This window comes from Nocardia bovistercoris, assembly GCF_015674855.1.
Classification (GTDB): domain Bacteria; phylum Actinomycetota; class Actinomycetes; order Mycobacteriales; family Mycobacteriaceae; genus Nocardia; species Nocardia bovistercoris.
Genome location: NZ_JADMLG010000009.1, coordinates 25,541 through 39,779 on the forward strand (window position 1 = coordinate 25,541; position 14,239 = coordinate 39,779).

Annotated in this window: 11 protein-coding genes; 5 read left to right on the forward strand and 6 right to left on the reverse strand. The window is 68.7% G+C overall.

Going from position 1 to position 14,239, the window contains the following annotated elements; genetic code table 11:
- Positions 1-60: 60 nt before the first annotated feature.
- Complete coding sequence (locus IT779_RS21730; protein WP_196151237.1) at positions 61-423, reverse strand: hypothetical protein; 363 nt, start codon at positions 421-423, stop codon at positions 61-63.
- 625 nt (positions 424-1,048) lie between these two features.
- Here IT779_RS21730 and IT779_RS21735 point away from each other — a divergent pair.
- Both IT779_RS21735 and IT779_RS21740 read left to right on the forward strand, forming a co-directional pair.
- A complete protein-coding gene (locus IT779_RS21735) occupies positions 1,049-2,098 on the forward strand; it encodes a helix-turn-helix domain-containing protein (RefSeq protein WP_196151238.1) in 1,050 nt (349 codons plus the stop codon).
- Positions 2,095-3,582: an aminotransferase class I/II-fold pyridoxal phosphate-dependent enzyme gene (locus IT779_RS21740; RefSeq protein ID WP_196151239.1), complete on the forward strand. Its 1,488-nt coding sequence runs from the start codon at positions 2,095-2,097 to the stop codon at positions 3,580-3,582. The genes IT779_RS21735 and IT779_RS21740 overlap by 4 nt, the downstream gene beginning before the upstream one ends.
- Before the next feature lie 132 nt (positions 3,583-3,714).
- Here IT779_RS21740 and IT779_RS21745 read toward each other — a convergent pair whose 3' ends face one another.
- Positions 3,715-4,353, reverse strand: coding sequence for a class I SAM-dependent methyltransferase (locus IT779_RS21745; RefSeq protein ID WP_196151240.1), 639 nt, complete (start codon positions 4,351-4,353; stop codon positions 3,715-3,717).
- Positions 4,354-4,401: 48 nt separating this feature from the next.
- Here IT779_RS21745 and IT779_RS21750 point away from each other — a divergent pair, with 48 nt between their 5' ends.
- A complete protein-coding gene (locus IT779_RS21750; protein WP_196151241.1) occupies positions 4,402-5,817 on the forward strand; it encodes a hypothetical protein in 1,416 nt (471 codons plus the stop codon).
- A 450-nt stretch (positions 5,818-6,267) separates the two neighbouring features.
- Here the strand turns inward: IT779_RS21750 and IT779_RS21755 are convergent, their stop codons facing one another.
- Positions 6,268-6,918 carry a TetR/AcrR family transcriptional regulator gene (locus IT779_RS21755; protein ID WP_196151242.1) on the reverse strand — a complete coding sequence of 217 codons (651 nt, stop codon included), beginning with the start codon at positions 6,916-6,918 and terminating at the stop codon, positions 6,268-6,270.
- Between the two features lie 91 nt (positions 6,919-7,009).
- Here IT779_RS21755 and IT779_RS21760 point away from each other — a divergent pair, with 91 nt between their 5' ends.
- Positions 7,010-9,175 carry an MMPL family transporter gene (locus tag IT779_RS21760; protein WP_196151243.1) on the forward strand — a complete coding sequence of 722 codons (2,166 nt, stop codon included), beginning with the start codon at positions 7,010-7,012 and terminating at the stop codon, positions 9,173-9,175.
- A gap of 757 nt (positions 9,176-9,932) precedes the next feature.
- Here the strand turns inward: IT779_RS21760 and IT779_RS21765 are convergent.
- Positions 9,933-11,018 carry a stage II sporulation protein M gene (locus tag IT779_RS21765; RefSeq protein ID WP_196151244.1) on the reverse strand — a complete coding sequence of 362 codons (1,086 nt, stop codon included), beginning with the start codon at positions 11,016-11,018 and terminating at the stop codon, positions 9,933-9,935.
- 43 nt (positions 11,019-11,061) lie between these two features.
- On the opposite strand from IT779_RS21765, the gene IT779_RS21770 reads away from it, so the two are divergent.
- Positions 11,062-11,838 carry an RDD family protein gene (locus tag IT779_RS21770; RefSeq protein ID WP_196151245.1) on the forward strand — a complete coding sequence of 259 codons (777 nt, stop codon included), beginning with the start codon at positions 11,062-11,064 and terminating at the stop codon, positions 11,836-11,838.
- A gap of 101 nt (positions 11,839-11,939) precedes the next feature.
- Here IT779_RS21770 and IT779_RS21775 read toward each other — a convergent pair whose 3' ends face one another.
- Together IT779_RS21775 and IT779_RS21780 are read right to left on the reverse strand one after the other, a co-directional pair.
- Positions 11,940-13,235 carry a DUF58 domain-containing protein gene (locus IT779_RS21775; RefSeq protein ID WP_196151246.1) on the reverse strand — a complete coding sequence of 432 codons (1,296 nt, stop codon included), beginning with the start codon at positions 13,233-13,235 and terminating at the stop codon, positions 11,940-11,942.
- A 2-nt stretch (positions 13,236-13,237) separates the two neighbouring features.
- Complete coding sequence (locus IT779_RS21780) at positions 13,238-14,221, reverse strand: AAA family ATPase (RefSeq protein WP_196151247.1); 984 nt, start codon at positions 14,219-14,221, stop codon at positions 13,238-13,240.
- Positions 14,222-14,239 lie beyond the last annotated feature (18 nt).

Below are 14,239 nucleotides of genomic sequence, written 5' to 3' on the forward strand. Positions count from 1 at the left end.
TTGTCGGGGTGGCGCGGTTCCTCTCCCCTCCGGAGGAACCGCGCCACGGGGGGAGGGTGGTCAGGGGGTTGGTATGGGTTCGGGGGGTTGGGATGGGGTCATCGGGGGTGGGATGGGGGTTGGGGGTTCCGGGGCTTCTCGTTCCAGGATTCGGATGGAGAGGCGGATCACTACGGCGGCGAGGGTTGTGCCGAGGGTTCGGGCTCGGTGGGCGGCTAGTTCCATCGCGGTCGCGGTGTCGGTCAGGTGTGGGTCGCTGAGGGTTTCGTCCAGGACCATGCCGTTGATGGCTTGTTCGCGGGTGAGGGGGATCTCGGGGAGCCAGCTGAGCAGCCAGTGGCCGCCTTGGTTCGTCGGGAAATAGCGCGCGTATTCGGGGGTGATGTCGCTGGTGATCAGTTCGGCGGTGATGTCGAGTGCCATGGGTGCGCTCTATTCGTCGAATCCGTCGCGGGGGTGTGCGGCGGGTGCGGGGTGAAGCTGTCGAGGTCCGCCGGGGCCGGAGGGTCGGCTCGGGGGTGTTCCTGGAGGGAATGGCGGAGGGGCCGCGGTTCGCGGCTGGGCCGGTGGCGGCTCGGTGGAGGGAGATCATCTCCGGAAGGGGCCGCATGGTGATGAGGTATCCGTATTCGACACCCCCTGGTTCCATGCGGGCTCTTGAACTCGAAGCGGTGGTCTGTCGCGAATACGCGGTGCCGCTGCGAAAAGCCTCTGCCAAAAATGCTAGGTGCCGCCACTTCTCGCTGTCAATGAGCGAGGATGATAGTTGTTGATACACACTTTGTGGCATTGCCGCTGTGAAGGCGTAGTGTGCGCAGTTTGTCGCTTTTCGGCTCAATTTTGGGCGGAATAATCGGAAAAATGACCTGTAAGGGAACCTGATCTGCGGTTTGTATCCGACCGTGGCTGCGCGGTGGGTGGCGTCGATGGGAAAAATCGGGCGGACTCGGATGCGTCGCGAAACTGCGAGTGCCACAGTGTGACTAGAATGTCGCGTCGTGACACATCATCGGCATTCGATTCCCGGGCGGCGGGTGGAAGGCGCAGGATGGCTCGCATAGCCAAGGACGGTGAGTCGATCGGCGAACTCGTTCGCCGACTCCGGTTGGAACGCGGATTCACCCAGGCCGCACTCGCCGCGAGGGCGGGTTGTTCCCGCAGCCTCGTCCAACAGATCGAGAACGGCACGCGAGTGCCGCCGCTTCCGCTGCGGGAACGGCTCAGCCTCGCCCTGGGTGAGGAACTGCCGGTCGCCCGCGACGCGGACGCCGGTCAGGAAGCGGGTGCGCACACCGATCTCAGGATGAGATTCAACGTGCTGCTCGGGAAAGATCCGGAAATCATCGAGCGGGTGCTCGGAATCGCCCAGAGCCTCATCGACGCCGCCGGGGTCAAGGACGAGATCGAACCGCTGCGGCTGATCGCCGACCGGCAACTCGACCGCGCGGAGGAGATCCTCGCCCAGATACCCTCGCGCAGCGCGACCGTGTGGGAGTGGAACACGGTCAGCGACTGGCTGACGATCATGGAACAGGCCGAGGTGTCGGTGCGCGCGATCCACACCGCCGACCTCGGCACCATCGGCGGCGACGTCGGCGACGACTATCACGCCGCCATTCTGCGCCTCGCCGACCGTGCGGAGTCGCCGAAGATCGACGTGCGCCGGATGTACGTACTCGACTCGATCGACGATGTCTGGGCATACGACGAGAAACTGTGGCGGCAGGCGCGTTCCGGGGTGGAGACGGTGCTCGTCAAACGTGAGCACGCGCGCAACGCGCAGGGCATGCTGGTCGTGGACGATCGCTACGTCGCGGTGGGCGAATACGACTATTCGCGGCAGGCGCGGGTCGCCACCCGGTTCTCGGTGCTGCGCCACGACGTCGGATTCGCGGTGCGGCGGTTCGAGAAACTCTACGAACTGCGCACCTCGGGATCGGCCGTTCTCGTCGACGACATCGTCACCAAGCCGCCACTCGAACGGTTCGAGCACCTCACCGACGGCGACTGCCGCGACCTGTTCCGCGCCGCCCTGAGAGCCGAGTGGGCGCGAATGCCCGAACCCGGCGAACCGTCGAGCCGGAGTGTGCATCGTTGAACGCGGTCGGGCGCTCCGCCGCGGATCTGCGTGAAGTCGTCGATCGCTCCGAGGCCCGCAAGCGCGTGGTGCGCGCGCGGCTGCGCGACGATCTCGGTTTCGCGGGCACCCGGGGACGCGGATACGCGGGCGTGGTCGACGCCTACCACGGCGACACCGGACTCGCGATGGCCGAGGCGGCGGCCGCCGCGCGCGAGGTGGCGTGGAAGGAGGTGAACGAATCCGAGTTCCCGCCCGGATACGGTGACCCCGATTACGACAAGCGACAGCCCCGGCGACTCCTGGAAGCGGCGGCGCACCGGATGTTCGCGGCGCTGTCACGACCCGCCCCCGATGTGCCGGGAGTGCGGGTCGAGCCCGATCAGGTCGTGGTGGCGCCGTATTCGAGCACGCTGCTGCTCGAGGAGGTCGTCGCGCAGCTGGCGAGCCGGTGTCCCGGTGGCGCGCTGGTCTGTCCCGAGATGTTCTACAAGAACGCCCCGCTGCATGTCGCGAAGTCGGGGCTGCGGATCGAACGATCCGCCGTGACCGCCGACGACGCGGCCCGCATCGACCCCGTCGCACTGGCCGAACTGCTCGCGCGACTATCGAACGCGGGCGAGCTGGCGGGCGTGTTGCTCACGCTGCCCGGCAATCCCGTCGTCGCCGACTACACCACGCGCGAACTGCTCGACATCGGTCGAGTGCTGGTGGACAGCGGCGCGCGGGTCGTCTGCGACATGGCTTTCGACCATCTGGTGGCGGGTCACGTGCCGATCGCCGCGATGCGGGTGCCCACCGCGCACGGCGAGGTCGCGATGTTCGACCGCGTGCTCACCGTCACCGGTAATTCCAAGGGCTACAACGCTTCCGGCCCGACCAAGATCGGGGCGGCCTGCACCGGGGACGCACGCTGGCTCGGCGAGGTGCGGGAGCGGTTGACGATCGCGTTCCAGCGCGAGACCACGCACTTGGCCGCGGCGGTGATCGAGAACACGCCGGATGCCTATTTCGAAGCCAACCGCGCGCTCGCGCAGCGGCAGCAGCGGCGTGCGCTGCGCCGTATCGCCGAGATCAACCGGTGCGACCGGATCGCCGCGCGTTTCGGGCCTGCCGCGCTGCGCCCGCTCGGCAGCGGTCATGGCATGTTCTCGACGATCGAGTTCGCGCCGGAGGTGCTCGCGGCGGCGGGTATCGAAGACACGCCGCAACTAGAGGACCTGTTGCTCGCGGTGGCGGGTATCGACAGTGTCGGACTGCTGCGCACCGGCTCGGAACGGGCCGCGGTGCGGCTGAATGTGCTCACCCCGCGCAATCGGCACACACCGGCGCGGACCGACGACGGCGAGCCCGTGCAGCGCAGGGTGTCCGTGCTGGACGAGATGTTCGATCGCCTGGAAAGAGTGCTGCTCGACATCGCCGATGGCCGTACGTACGCCGAGGCGGTGGCTTCGCGCGGGCTGACGCCGTTGGCCGCCATGGGAGGCGGTCGGATCGCGCGATGATCTCGGGTGTGCCGTCGCAGACCGCGCGCGGCGCTCGTCCCGCCGATATCGCGCGGGTCGTGGCCGACGCGGTATCGAGGTGACGGGCGCACCCACATGACGTTCCCACGGTGACACGGCCGAGGCGGACGGTCAGTTCGGTCGGGCGATCAGTAGGTGGTAGGGAATCGGTTTGTGGGCGACGGGGCGGTGTTCGACCTTGCATCCCGCGCGTTCCAGTGCGGCGATCACGTCGGGGACCGGGCGCAGGGTGAATCCGTACCGGGTGAGGGGGATGCGGGACATGGTGTCGGGGTCGCCGATGCCGATCACCGCCGTGCCGCCGGGACGGATGACGCGGGCCAGTTCCGTCGCGGCGGTGTCCAGGTCGGGGACGAAGTAGATGGTGTTCACCGTGATGGCGGCGTCGAGGCTGTCGGTTTCGAGGGGGAGGCTCGTCATGGAACCCTCGGTCAGCGTGAGGCGACCAGCGGTGATCGGGGCGGTGTGCGCGGCGCGGGCTCGGGTGAGCATGTCGGTGGCGACCTCGACGCCGTGTACGACGCCGTCGGCGCCGACCGCGTCGAGTAGCAGGGTGAGGCCGACGCCGCCGCCGAAACCGATGTCGGCGACCCGAGCGCCGTGGGCGGGGTCGGCGGCTCGCACGGACGATTCGATCATCGCCTTGTTCCCCAGATTGAGGAAATGCGCGACGCCCTTGCCGAATAGTCCGTGTGGTCTGCCCAATTGGCCCGCGAGGGTGGACAGGACGCGATCCCGAATTCCGCTCATGTCGAACCAGCTTAGGCTGATGACGCGGCCTGGGAACGGAGACCGGTAATGCGTGCGTTCTTGCTCACTCTCACGGTGTGCGCCGTGGTTTCGGCGTCGGTCGGGCCCGCGGGCGCGACGGGCGCGTTCGGGCCGTTGGCGCCGCCGAATCCGTACCTCGGTCCGGCGGGGACCGCGACCATGCACGGTGATGCCGGGTCCTCGGATGCGACGGCACTGCCCGGGCCGGGGCCGGGAACCCGGCCGGTGACGGTATATCCGCTGGCAGCGGCGTGTCCGACGCTGTTGCAGGGGTACGACGGCATGGTGGTCGGGTTGTGCACGTCGATCGCGGGGCGGACGCCGACCGTGCACCTGTTCGATCCGGATTTCGAAGGTCCGGTCGGAACATCCTCGGCCGCACTGGAATTGACGAAGGGTAGCCTGCTGGGCGGGGTGTACGCCTATCTCGACCACGCGGACCGGCTGGTGCTCGTCGACGGCGCGCGTGCGCTCGTCCGGGTGGGGCACACGAGGGACGAGCACGGTCGGTGGCGGCTCGCGGTGGACAGCAGTACGGATCTGTCGGGCGCGATTCCGGAGGGCGACAATGTCACCGGGTTGGTGGCCGACTGGTCGGGTGCGGTGTGGTTCGCGACCGGTGGCGGGGTGGTCGGGACGGTGCTGCCCGACGGCGCGGTGTCGACGGTGGCCTTGCCCGAGGGGGAGCGGGTGGCGAACAGTATTTCCGCGGCGCCGAGCGGGCGGGTGGCGATCGCTACGACGCACGCGCTGTACGAGTTCCGCGCGGACGGGTCGGGGCGGCCCGAGCGGTTGTGGCGCGCGCCCTACGATCGCGGGCCGGGACGTAAACCGGGACAGCTCAGTTGGGGTACGGGGTCGACGCCGACCTACTTCGGTCCCGATACCGGCGCCGACTATCTGACGATCGTCGACAACGGCGCGGATCAAGTGCGCGCGTTGGTGTTCCGCTCCGGTGGCGGTGCACCGGTGTGTTCGGCGCCGGTGCTCGCCGGTGGCGGCGCGGGCAGCGAGAACTCGCCGATCGGTGTCGGGCATTCGGTGTTCGTGGCGAGCACCTACGGCTACCCGTATCCGGCGACGCCCGACGACGCGGGTCCTGCGCTGCCATCGACCGCACCGTTCACGGGCGGGATGACGCGGGTGGATGTGGGCGCGGACGGTTGTCGCGTGGTCTGGGACAACGCGGTGCGCAGCGCGGTGGTGCCGCATGTTTCCACCGCCGACGGATACCTCTACACGGTCGAGCGCACGGGCGCCGCCGTCACGACGCCGGTGGACGGATACGAGTTCGCGGTTCTCGATCCCGATACCGGCGAGGTGCTGTCGAGGTCGGCGCTGCCGGGGACGGTCGCACACGATCCGATCCAGATGTCGGCGCTGATCGATACCCGTGCGCGGGTTTGGCAGGGCACCGTGACCGGCATCGTCCGCATCGGGTGAGGGCGGGAACACCACGGATCACGCCCTCGAACTGATCGATGGCACGTGATCGGCATCGTCCAGCGGAGAGGGAGTGCGGGGGACGGCTAATCATGCTGTCGGGCTGGTCGGTGGGCGCCGCGACCCGGCTTTGTCCGCATCGGGTGACCGTCCGGGAACCCTGTGGATAGCTCTGGAATTTCTGTGGATAACTTTTCCGAGTTCGGCGTGTCCCAGGAGGGCTGTGGATAACTGGACACCACCCGTTCGGAGGTTCCCACAGCACGGCTCGACCGAGGCAGAAGTTATGTGAATCGGCTGTAATAGCAGGTAGTTGCCGGTATTGTGGACCTGTGCCGTCGGGCGCGGGTGTGGCATTCAGCGCGCCCGACCGTCGACCCGGGTGGCGGTGGAGCGAGTCTCATCCTCGGCTAGAGGGTTATTCACAGGTTCCGGAATAGCCTGTGGGTATCAGCGGGAACCGGCGTCGTTGAGGTGCGCTTCGGGGCCGGTGCCGAGACCGCGTCGCACCAGCTCGATCACACGCTGGATCACGATCTCGCGCTGGAATTCGTCGAGCGTGCCCATCGCGTCGTCGATGAACAATCCGGCAATGCCGTGCACCGCCGACCACGCCCCGAATTCGGCGCCGGGTCGGTCTTCGGGATCGGTGTATCCGACCTCGACCAGTTGATCGAGGATCTCGCCGAGCAGCAAGTAGGCGGGGGCGTCGAGGTAGCCGTTGTCGGAGGTCTCGGCGACGCAGAAGGCGGTGCGGAACAGTCCAGGCTCGCGCAGGGCGAAGGTGATGTAGCCGCGACCCGCCGCGTCGAGCCTGCGGATGGGGTGCGCGTCGGGGGGCAGCGCCGCCAAGGTCTGGGAGATGGCGCCGAACAGGTTCTGTTGGGCCTGCTCGTGCGCCGCCTGCAACAGCTGGTCGTGGTTGGCGAAGTGCCGGTACGCCGCGGTGGGGGTGACGCCGACGCGGCGGGCCGCGGCGCGCACGGTGACCGCCTCGGGTCCGCCGGTCTCGGCCAGTTCCGCGGCGGCGTCGACCAGCGCGTTGCGCAGGTCGCCGTGGTGGTAGGGGCCGTCGCGGGTCGGTTTGGCGCTGCTGTTCATCAATTCGATGTTGACACCCGCACACATCGCGTGGCAAGTTAACACCCGTAAAGTTAACAGGCGAAAACATCTCGATCGGGGGAGGCCCGACATGTTCGAACGACTCGGCGTATTCGTTGTCCATCGAGCGCGCTGGATACTCATCGCCAGCGTGCTCGCGCTCATCGCGGGCGGGGCGTTCGGCGTCACCGCCTTCGGCAAGATGCAGACCGGCGGCCAGGACGATCCCGCCGCCGAATCCAGCCGCGCCACCGCGCAATTGACCCGCGAATTCGGCGCGGACTCGGACTACATATTCCTGATCAGGGCCAAAGAAGGCACCGTCGACGCGGGCCCGGCGGCCGACGCGGGCCGCGAACTGGCACGCACCCTCGCCACCGACGCCAGGTTGACGAATGTGGTGTCGTACTGGGACACCAAGTCACCGGCCATGCGCTCCACCGACGGCACGGCCGCCGTCGTGATCGCGGGCAATGTCGAAACCGACCTGGCCGAACAGAACAAGATCGCCGCGAAGATCGTCGACGAGTACAGCTCCGACGGCCCGGTCGTCGAGGTGCGCCTCGGCGGGCTCTCGGCCACCTTCGGCGCGGTCGGCGAACAGATCGGCAAGGATCTCGGACTCGCGGAGGGCATCGCCATACCGCTGATCATGGTGCTGCTGGTCCTCGCCTTCGGCAATGTGGTCGCGGCGCTGCTCACCCTGGTCGTCGGCGGTATCGCGATCCTCGGCACCTTCACCGAACTGTCCATCCTCGGTTCGATCACCGACGTGTCGATCTACTCGGTCAACCTCACCACCGCGCTCGGTCTCGGTCTCGCGGTCGACTACGGCCTGCTCATGGTCAGCCGGTACCGGGAGCGGCGGGCCGCGGGAGCGCAGACCGGGGACGCGGTCGCCGCCGCGGTCTCGACGGCGGGCCGGACCATCGTGTTCAGCGCGGCCACCGTGATCGCGGCGCTGTCGTCGCTGGTGATCTTCCCGCAGTACTTCCTTCGCTCGTTCGCCTACGCGGGGATCGGCGTCGTCGCCGTCGCGGCCGCGGCGGCCGTGCTCACGCTGCCCGCGCTGATCGCGGTGCTCGGCCCGCGCGCCGACGCGTGGAAGGTGCCCGGGGTCGGCGGCATTCGCGGGGAGAGTTCGCGATTCTGGTCCGGGGTGGCCGATTTCGCCATGCGCAGGCCCGCGCTGGCCGGTATCCCGGTGGTGGCGGCGCTGCTGCTGGCCGCGACTCCGCTGCTCGGCGTTCAGTTCGGCACGCCGGACGACCGGGTGCTGCCGACCACGGCGCAGGTGCGGCAGGTCGGTGACGCCATGCGCACCGAATTCGGTGGGGGCGGGGCGAATACGCTGGCCGTGGTCACCACCTCCGGTGCGACGACCGATGCGGTGGGCGAGTACGCCGCCGCGCTGTCGCGGGTCGAGCACGTGGTCCAGGTGGATTCCAGCGCGGGCACTTTCGCGGCGGGGCAGCGGCAGTCGCTCACTCCCGCGGACGCGCGATTCGCCCGAGCGGAAGCGCAACGTCTGACCGTGCACATCGATCTCGATCGCAATTCCGCCGAGGCGCGGGCGCTCGTGGACCGGGTGCGCGCGGTGCAGGCGCCGCAGGGGACCGCCGCGCTGGTCGGCGGTCAGGTCGCGGAACTGCGGGACAGCTTGGCCTCCATCGGTTCTCGGCTGCCGATGGCGATCGCGTGGATCGTGCTCACGACCTTCGTACTGTTGTTCCTGTTCACCGGCAGTATCGTGCAGCCGCTGCGCGCCCTGCTGTCGAACGCGCTGAGCCTGGCCGCGACCCTGGGGCTGATGGTGTTCGTCTTCCAGTACGGACATCTGTCGGGGCTGCTCGGGTTCACGCCCGCGCCGCTGGACGTCTCGATGCTGCTGCTGTTGTTCTGCATCACGTTCGGGCTCTCGATGGACTACGAGGTCTTCGTGATCAGCCGGATCAAGGAATTGCACGACAAGGGCGCCGCGACGGCGGAGGCGGTGACCGAGGGACTCGGGCGCACCGGTCGGCTCGTCACCACGGCGGCGGCGTTGATCTCGATCAGCTTCCTGGCCTTCGTCACCAGTGACGTGCGGTTCATCCAGTTCTTCGGGCTCGGCGCCGGGCTGGCGATCCTGATCGACGCGACCCTGGTGCGCGGTGTGCTCGTGCCGGTCGCGATGCGTCTGCTCGGGCGGGCGGCTTGGTTCGCTCCGCGGCCACTGCGCGTGGTGCACGCCAGGCTCGGGCTGGTAGACGCCTGAACCGACCGTGTCGACCGCGGTCGCCGATTCCCGGAGTTCATCGGGCGGCGACCGCGGTCGACGTGTGTCCGCGAGCGGTCCCGTGAACCTTCCGGGATCGCCGATCGGAGCCGAGATATTCACCGGTGAGGCGAAGATCACACCGGGCTACATAGTTGCCATTATGGTGCCGAACCGGCGGCGCGAGGCGGGTCCGGTGGCCAAAAATTCACCGCTGGTTATCTCTCTCCTCGACCGCATGCGGGTAGGTGTACAAGGGGTTGGGGGAGTCTGATGTCTGGATATTGACCGGCTTAACAAACCTGAGGTTTCTTTCTGGTCGTCCAACGTTCGGCAATCGACCATGATCGGTATATATCGCCAGGTCAGAGCCAACTGGATATTGCATACCGAATGACGCTTCGGGAGGTTGGCAACTCGCACAAGGCGGGTCTCGGAGGTGGCTTCCGAGCCTTGGTCGCGGCGTTGTGGCGACCCATGTTCGAGCGGGTTGATCGAGCGCCTAACGCCGGTTCGAAAACAGCTGAAGGTTAGCTGTGGATGTGAAACGGTAGTGGCTCACCGAGGTTTGCTCGCATACTGCTTTATACGCTTGACACGGGCGACGAGGGTTGCGCCGCCATAACGATTGTGTAGAGTTGACGGTAACGCTGACCGCAGCTGAGCTCGACTCGCTGCGGTCAGCGGAACTCAAATGGGGGAGTTCTTCACTACTTCGTAACCTGGCGTTGCTGCCGGTTATCCGGATCGCGTCGATCTACCGTATGCCCGAGGTTGTCTGCCACTGCTCCGAGCGAACCGCTCCCGCCGTGTCACCCGCGGCCGAGGCGCTGTCACCGGCCAGATGCGCCCCGCCGCTCGCCGACACCGATTCGATCAGCGCCCGCGCCGCGCCGTCCTGCTCCTGTGCCGCGCGCCTGCCGATCACGAACACATACGCCAGGAACGCGGCCTCGGCGGCGAGGCCGATCGCCACGCGCAGCGCCACGGGCAGGGAACTCGGCGTCACGAACCCTTCGAGCAGTCCCGAGACGAACAACACCACGACCAGACCCACCGCGATGCTCGCCGTGGCCCTGCCCTGCCGCGCCACCGCCTCCAGCCTGCTCAGCCTGCCCGGGTCGACCAGCGTCCAGCCCAGTTTGATGCCCGCGCCGCCCGCGACGAAGACGGCGGTCAGTTCCAGCGCGCCGTGCGGGAGGATGAATCCGAAGAACGCGTCGAGGCGACCCGCCTCCGCCATCAGCCCGGCGGTGATGCCGACATTGAGGGCGTTCATGAACATCATATAGATCGCGGGCAGGATCAGGATGCCGGTGAACAAGGCGATCGCGGCCACCCACGCGTTGTTGGTCCACACCTGCGCCGCGAAGGCGTCATTGGGGTGTTCGGTGTAGTAGGTCTCGAACTGGCCGCCCTGAGCCGTCAGATCGCTGTTGTCGGACGGGATGCCGAACAACTCGCGGGCGTCGCCCGATCCGGGCACCCACACCGCGAGCACGGTCGACACCGCGATGAACAGCAGCGCCGTCACCACCCACCACGGCCACGCCCGGTACACCGCCGCGGGGAAACCGTGGGTGAAGAACCGGCCGATCTCGGCCCATGTATCGGATTTCGTGCCGAGCACCCGTGCCCGCGCCCGCGTGAGAATCGCGCTCAGCCCGGCGATGAGCTGCGGATCGGGACTGTGCGACTGCAGGCGGGCCAACTGCTGGGAGGTGCGTCGATACAGCACGATCAGTTCGTCGGCCTCGGCGCCGGTGAGCTTGCGCCGTTTGGCCAGCTGGTCCAGCCGCTCCCAGGACCGCCGATGTGCCAAGCTGTAAGCGTCCACATCCATTTCGGTTGCCTCCCTAACCGCCGGTCGAAAGAATGCTATCGAGATGGCCGAATTCACCACCGGCGAAGCGGTCGCCCTCGAATTGCCGATCGCCCGCATCCCGACGCGGGCCACCGCGTTCGTGATCGACCTCCTGGTCCAGATCGCGCTGCTGTTCGGGCTGGTCGCCGGGCTCGCGGTGGTGCTGGTGCCCGCCGACCTCGACTCCGCGTGGACCGACGCGATCTGGCTGGTGACCATCGTGTTCGTACTCGTCGGCTATCCGGTCGCGTTCGAGACCCTGAGCCGCGGCCGCAGCGTCGGCAAGTTCGCGCTCGGGCTGCGAGTCGTGCGCGCCGACGGCGGGCCAACCGACTTCCGGCACGCGCTCACCCGTGGACTGTGCGGCGCCATCGTGGATTTCTGGCTGTTCGGCAGCTTCGGCGCGGTCGCGGTGATCACCTCGATGTGCTCGCCCAACGCCCGCAGGGTCGGTGACGTGCTCGCGGGCACCGTCGTCGTACACGCGCAGGCCACGCTGCCCATGCCCGCCCTCGTGGTGCCCCCGCCGTGGCTCGCAGGCTGGGTCGGCCGCTTGGACCTTTCCGGTATCCCCGAGGATCTGGCGCTGGCCGTGCGGCAGTACCTGACCCGGGTACGCACCCTCACCCCGGCCGCCGAGGCCGGAATCGGCAGCGAGCTGGTGCAACTCGTGTGCGCGCGCCTGCAGGTCAAGCCGCCGGTGGGGTACCCGCCGGTGCAGGTGCTCGGCGCCATCGTGGCCGAACGGCAACGCCGCTCGCTGACTCCGCGCGCGGCGGGCCTGGTCCGCACCGGCTGACACCGGCCGCGCTCGCGCGACGACCTGCGCGGTCGCGACGGTCACGGTGCGGGGGGCCGTGTGGGCCGAGCCCGGTCGCGCTTGTGGTGGGGCGTGGGCGGTCACATCGCGCCGGACTGTTTCAGTTCCAGGTATTCGTCGGCGAGGGCCTCGGGCAGTTGGGCCGGGCCCGCGGCGACCACCGCGACACCGCGGCGGCGCAACGCCTCTTGGACCAGTGCGCGTTCGGCGAGTACCGATTCCGCCGCCGCCGCATGGTACAGGTCCGACAGGGTGGTGCGTCTGCTCGCGGCGCGGACGATATCGGGGTCGGTGGCCGACACGATGAGGACTCGGTGGCGTTGGGCGAGCACCGGAAGTACCGGCAGCAGGTTCTCTTCGACCGCCGCGCCGTCGAGGGTGGTGAACCACACGACCAGGCTGCGGCGTCTGGCCCGCTGCAAGGTCGCGCGCACCAGGCCCGCGCTGTCGGTGTCGACGAGCGCGGGGGTGATGCCCGCCATCGCGTGCATCAGGCCCATCTGCAACCGCCGGCCCGCGATACCGCGCACCTCCGAGCGCACCTCGCGGTCGAAGGCGAGCAGGTCAACCGAATCGCCTGCCGCGGCGGCGATTCCGCCGAGCAGCAGCGCCGCCTCGATGCTCGCGTCGAGGCGGGTGCCTTCGCCGACCCGGCCCGCGCTGGTGCGGCCGGTGTCGAGGACCATGAGCACGTTGCGGTTGCGTTCGGGCCGCCAGGTGCGCACCAGGACGTCGGTGGCGCGGGCGGTGGCGCGCCAGTCGATGGAGCGCACGTCGTCGCCCGCGACGTATTCGCGGAACGAATCGAATTCGCTGCCCTGGCCCCGGGTGTTCGCGACATTGCGGCCCTCGAGGTGTTGGAGTCGCTTCACTTTCGAACGCAGCAGCCGCTCGCTGCGGAACGCGGGCAGTGCGCGGACGCGGGCGGACACGGTGCGTCGGGTCTGGCGGCCCGCGAGGCCGAGCGGGCCGAGCAGTCGCACGGTCACGGGTCCGGCGACCCGGTCGCCGCGGTAGGTCGGCGTGAGCGTGGTGCGCAGGCGCACTTTGGTATTGGGCGCCGAGTCGAGTCGGTGCGCGTGCCGCGTGCCGCGGGCGCTGTCGGGCCAGTCGTCCCACAGGTAGCCGCGGGCGTGTCGGGCGCCGGTGTTGACCACGGTGAGCTCGATCTCGGCGCTGTGCCCGAGCCGTACCACGGTGAGCGCGGTGCGCGACAGGGTGAGATCGCGGGCGCGCGCCACCGAACCGAGATCGATGAGGACGGCCGCGCACAGCAGCCCGGACACCACCGCGACCCCGACCCAGTCGTGCAACACCACCGCGACCAGGACCGCGCCTAGCGCGGCGACGGCGACCAGCCGACCGGTGACGACCACGACTACACCGGGACCGGGACCGCGAGCAGCAGCGAGGACATGACGCCCTCGGTGGTCACCCCGTCCAGTTCGGCTTCCGGCTTGAGGTGCAGGCGGTGCCGCAGCACCGCGGTCGCGACGAATTTGACGTCGTCGGGGGTGACGTAACCGCGTCCGTTCAGCCAGGCGAAGGCGCGCGAGGCCGCCATCAGCGCGGTCGCGCCACGGGTGGACGCGCCGTGCTGCACGGCGGGCGAGTTGCGGGTCGCCCGGCACAGGTCGACGGTGTAGGCGAGCACTTCCGGGCTGATCGCGACCTGCGCGACGGCGGCGCGTCCGGCGGCGATGTGCGCGGGGCCCGCGACCGGGCGCAACCCGGCGGCGGCCAGGTCGCGGGGGTCGAAGCCGGACGCGTGCCGTTGCAGGATGCGGAATTCGTCGTCGCGGCCTGGCAGTTGGATGTCGACCTTGAACAGGAAGCGGTCGAGTTGCGCCTCGGGCAGCGGGTAGGTGCCCTCCTGCTCGATCGGGTTCTGGGTGGCGATGACCACGAACGGATCGGGCAGCGCCTGCGGTTTGCCCTCGACGGTGACCTGGCGTTCCTCCATGGATTCCAGCAGCGCCGACTGGGTCTTCGGCGGTGTGCGGTTGATCTCGTCGGCGAGCAGGAGGTTGGTGAACACCGGGCCGTGCCGGAAGGTGAACTCGGCCGAATGCGGATCGTAGATCTGCGATCCGGTGACATCGCCCGGCATCAGGTCGGGGGTGAACTGCACGCGCGCGTGCTCCAGGTCGAGCGCGGTCGCCAGCGCGCGGACCAACAGCGTCTTCGCGACGCCAGGGACGCCTTCGAGCAGTACGTGGCCGCGGCACAGCAGTGCGAGCACCAGGTACATGACCGCGTTGTCGTTGCCGACCACCGCCTTGCCGATCTCGGCGCGCAACGCGCCGAAGGCCGCCCCCGCCTGTTCGGCGGTGGGTTCGCGGTTGGTGTCGGTCTGGGTCATCGTGCCCTCCTGTATGTC

Coding starts and splice junctions, on each gene's coding strand:
- IT779_RS21730 (WP_196151237.1), bottom strand. CDS start 423: ATGGCACTCGACATCACCGCCGAACTGATCACCAGCGACATCACCCCC.
- IT779_RS21735 (WP_196151238.1), top strand. CDS start 1,049: ATGGCTCGCATAGCCAAGGACGGTGAGTCGATCGGCGAACTCGTTCGC.
- IT779_RS21755 (WP_196151242.1), bottom strand. CDS start 6,918: ATGAACAGCAGCGCCAAACCGACCCGCGACGGCCCCTACCACCACGGC.
- IT779_RS21770 (WP_196151245.1), top strand. CDS start 11,062: ATGGCCGAATTCACCACCGGCGAAGCGGTCGCCCTCGAATTGCCGATC.
- IT779_RS21760 (WP_196151243.1), top strand. CDS start 7,010: ATGTTCGAACGACTCGGCGTATTCGTTGTCCATCGAGCGCGCTGGATA.
- IT779_RS21745 (WP_196151240.1), bottom strand. CDS start 4,353: ATGAGCGGAATTCGGGATCGCGTCCTGTCCACCCTCGCGGGCCAATTG.
- IT779_RS21750 (WP_196151241.1), top strand. CDS start 4,402: ATGCGTGCGTTCTTGCTCACTCTCACGGTGTGCGCCGTGGTTTCGGCG.
- IT779_RS21780 (WP_196151247.1), bottom strand. CDS start 14,221: ATGACCCAGACCGACACCAACCGCGAACCCACCGCCGAACAGGCGGGG.
- IT779_RS21765 (WP_196151244.1), bottom strand. CDS start 11,018: ATGGATGTGGACGCTTACAGCTTGGCACATCGGCGGTCCTGGGAGCGG.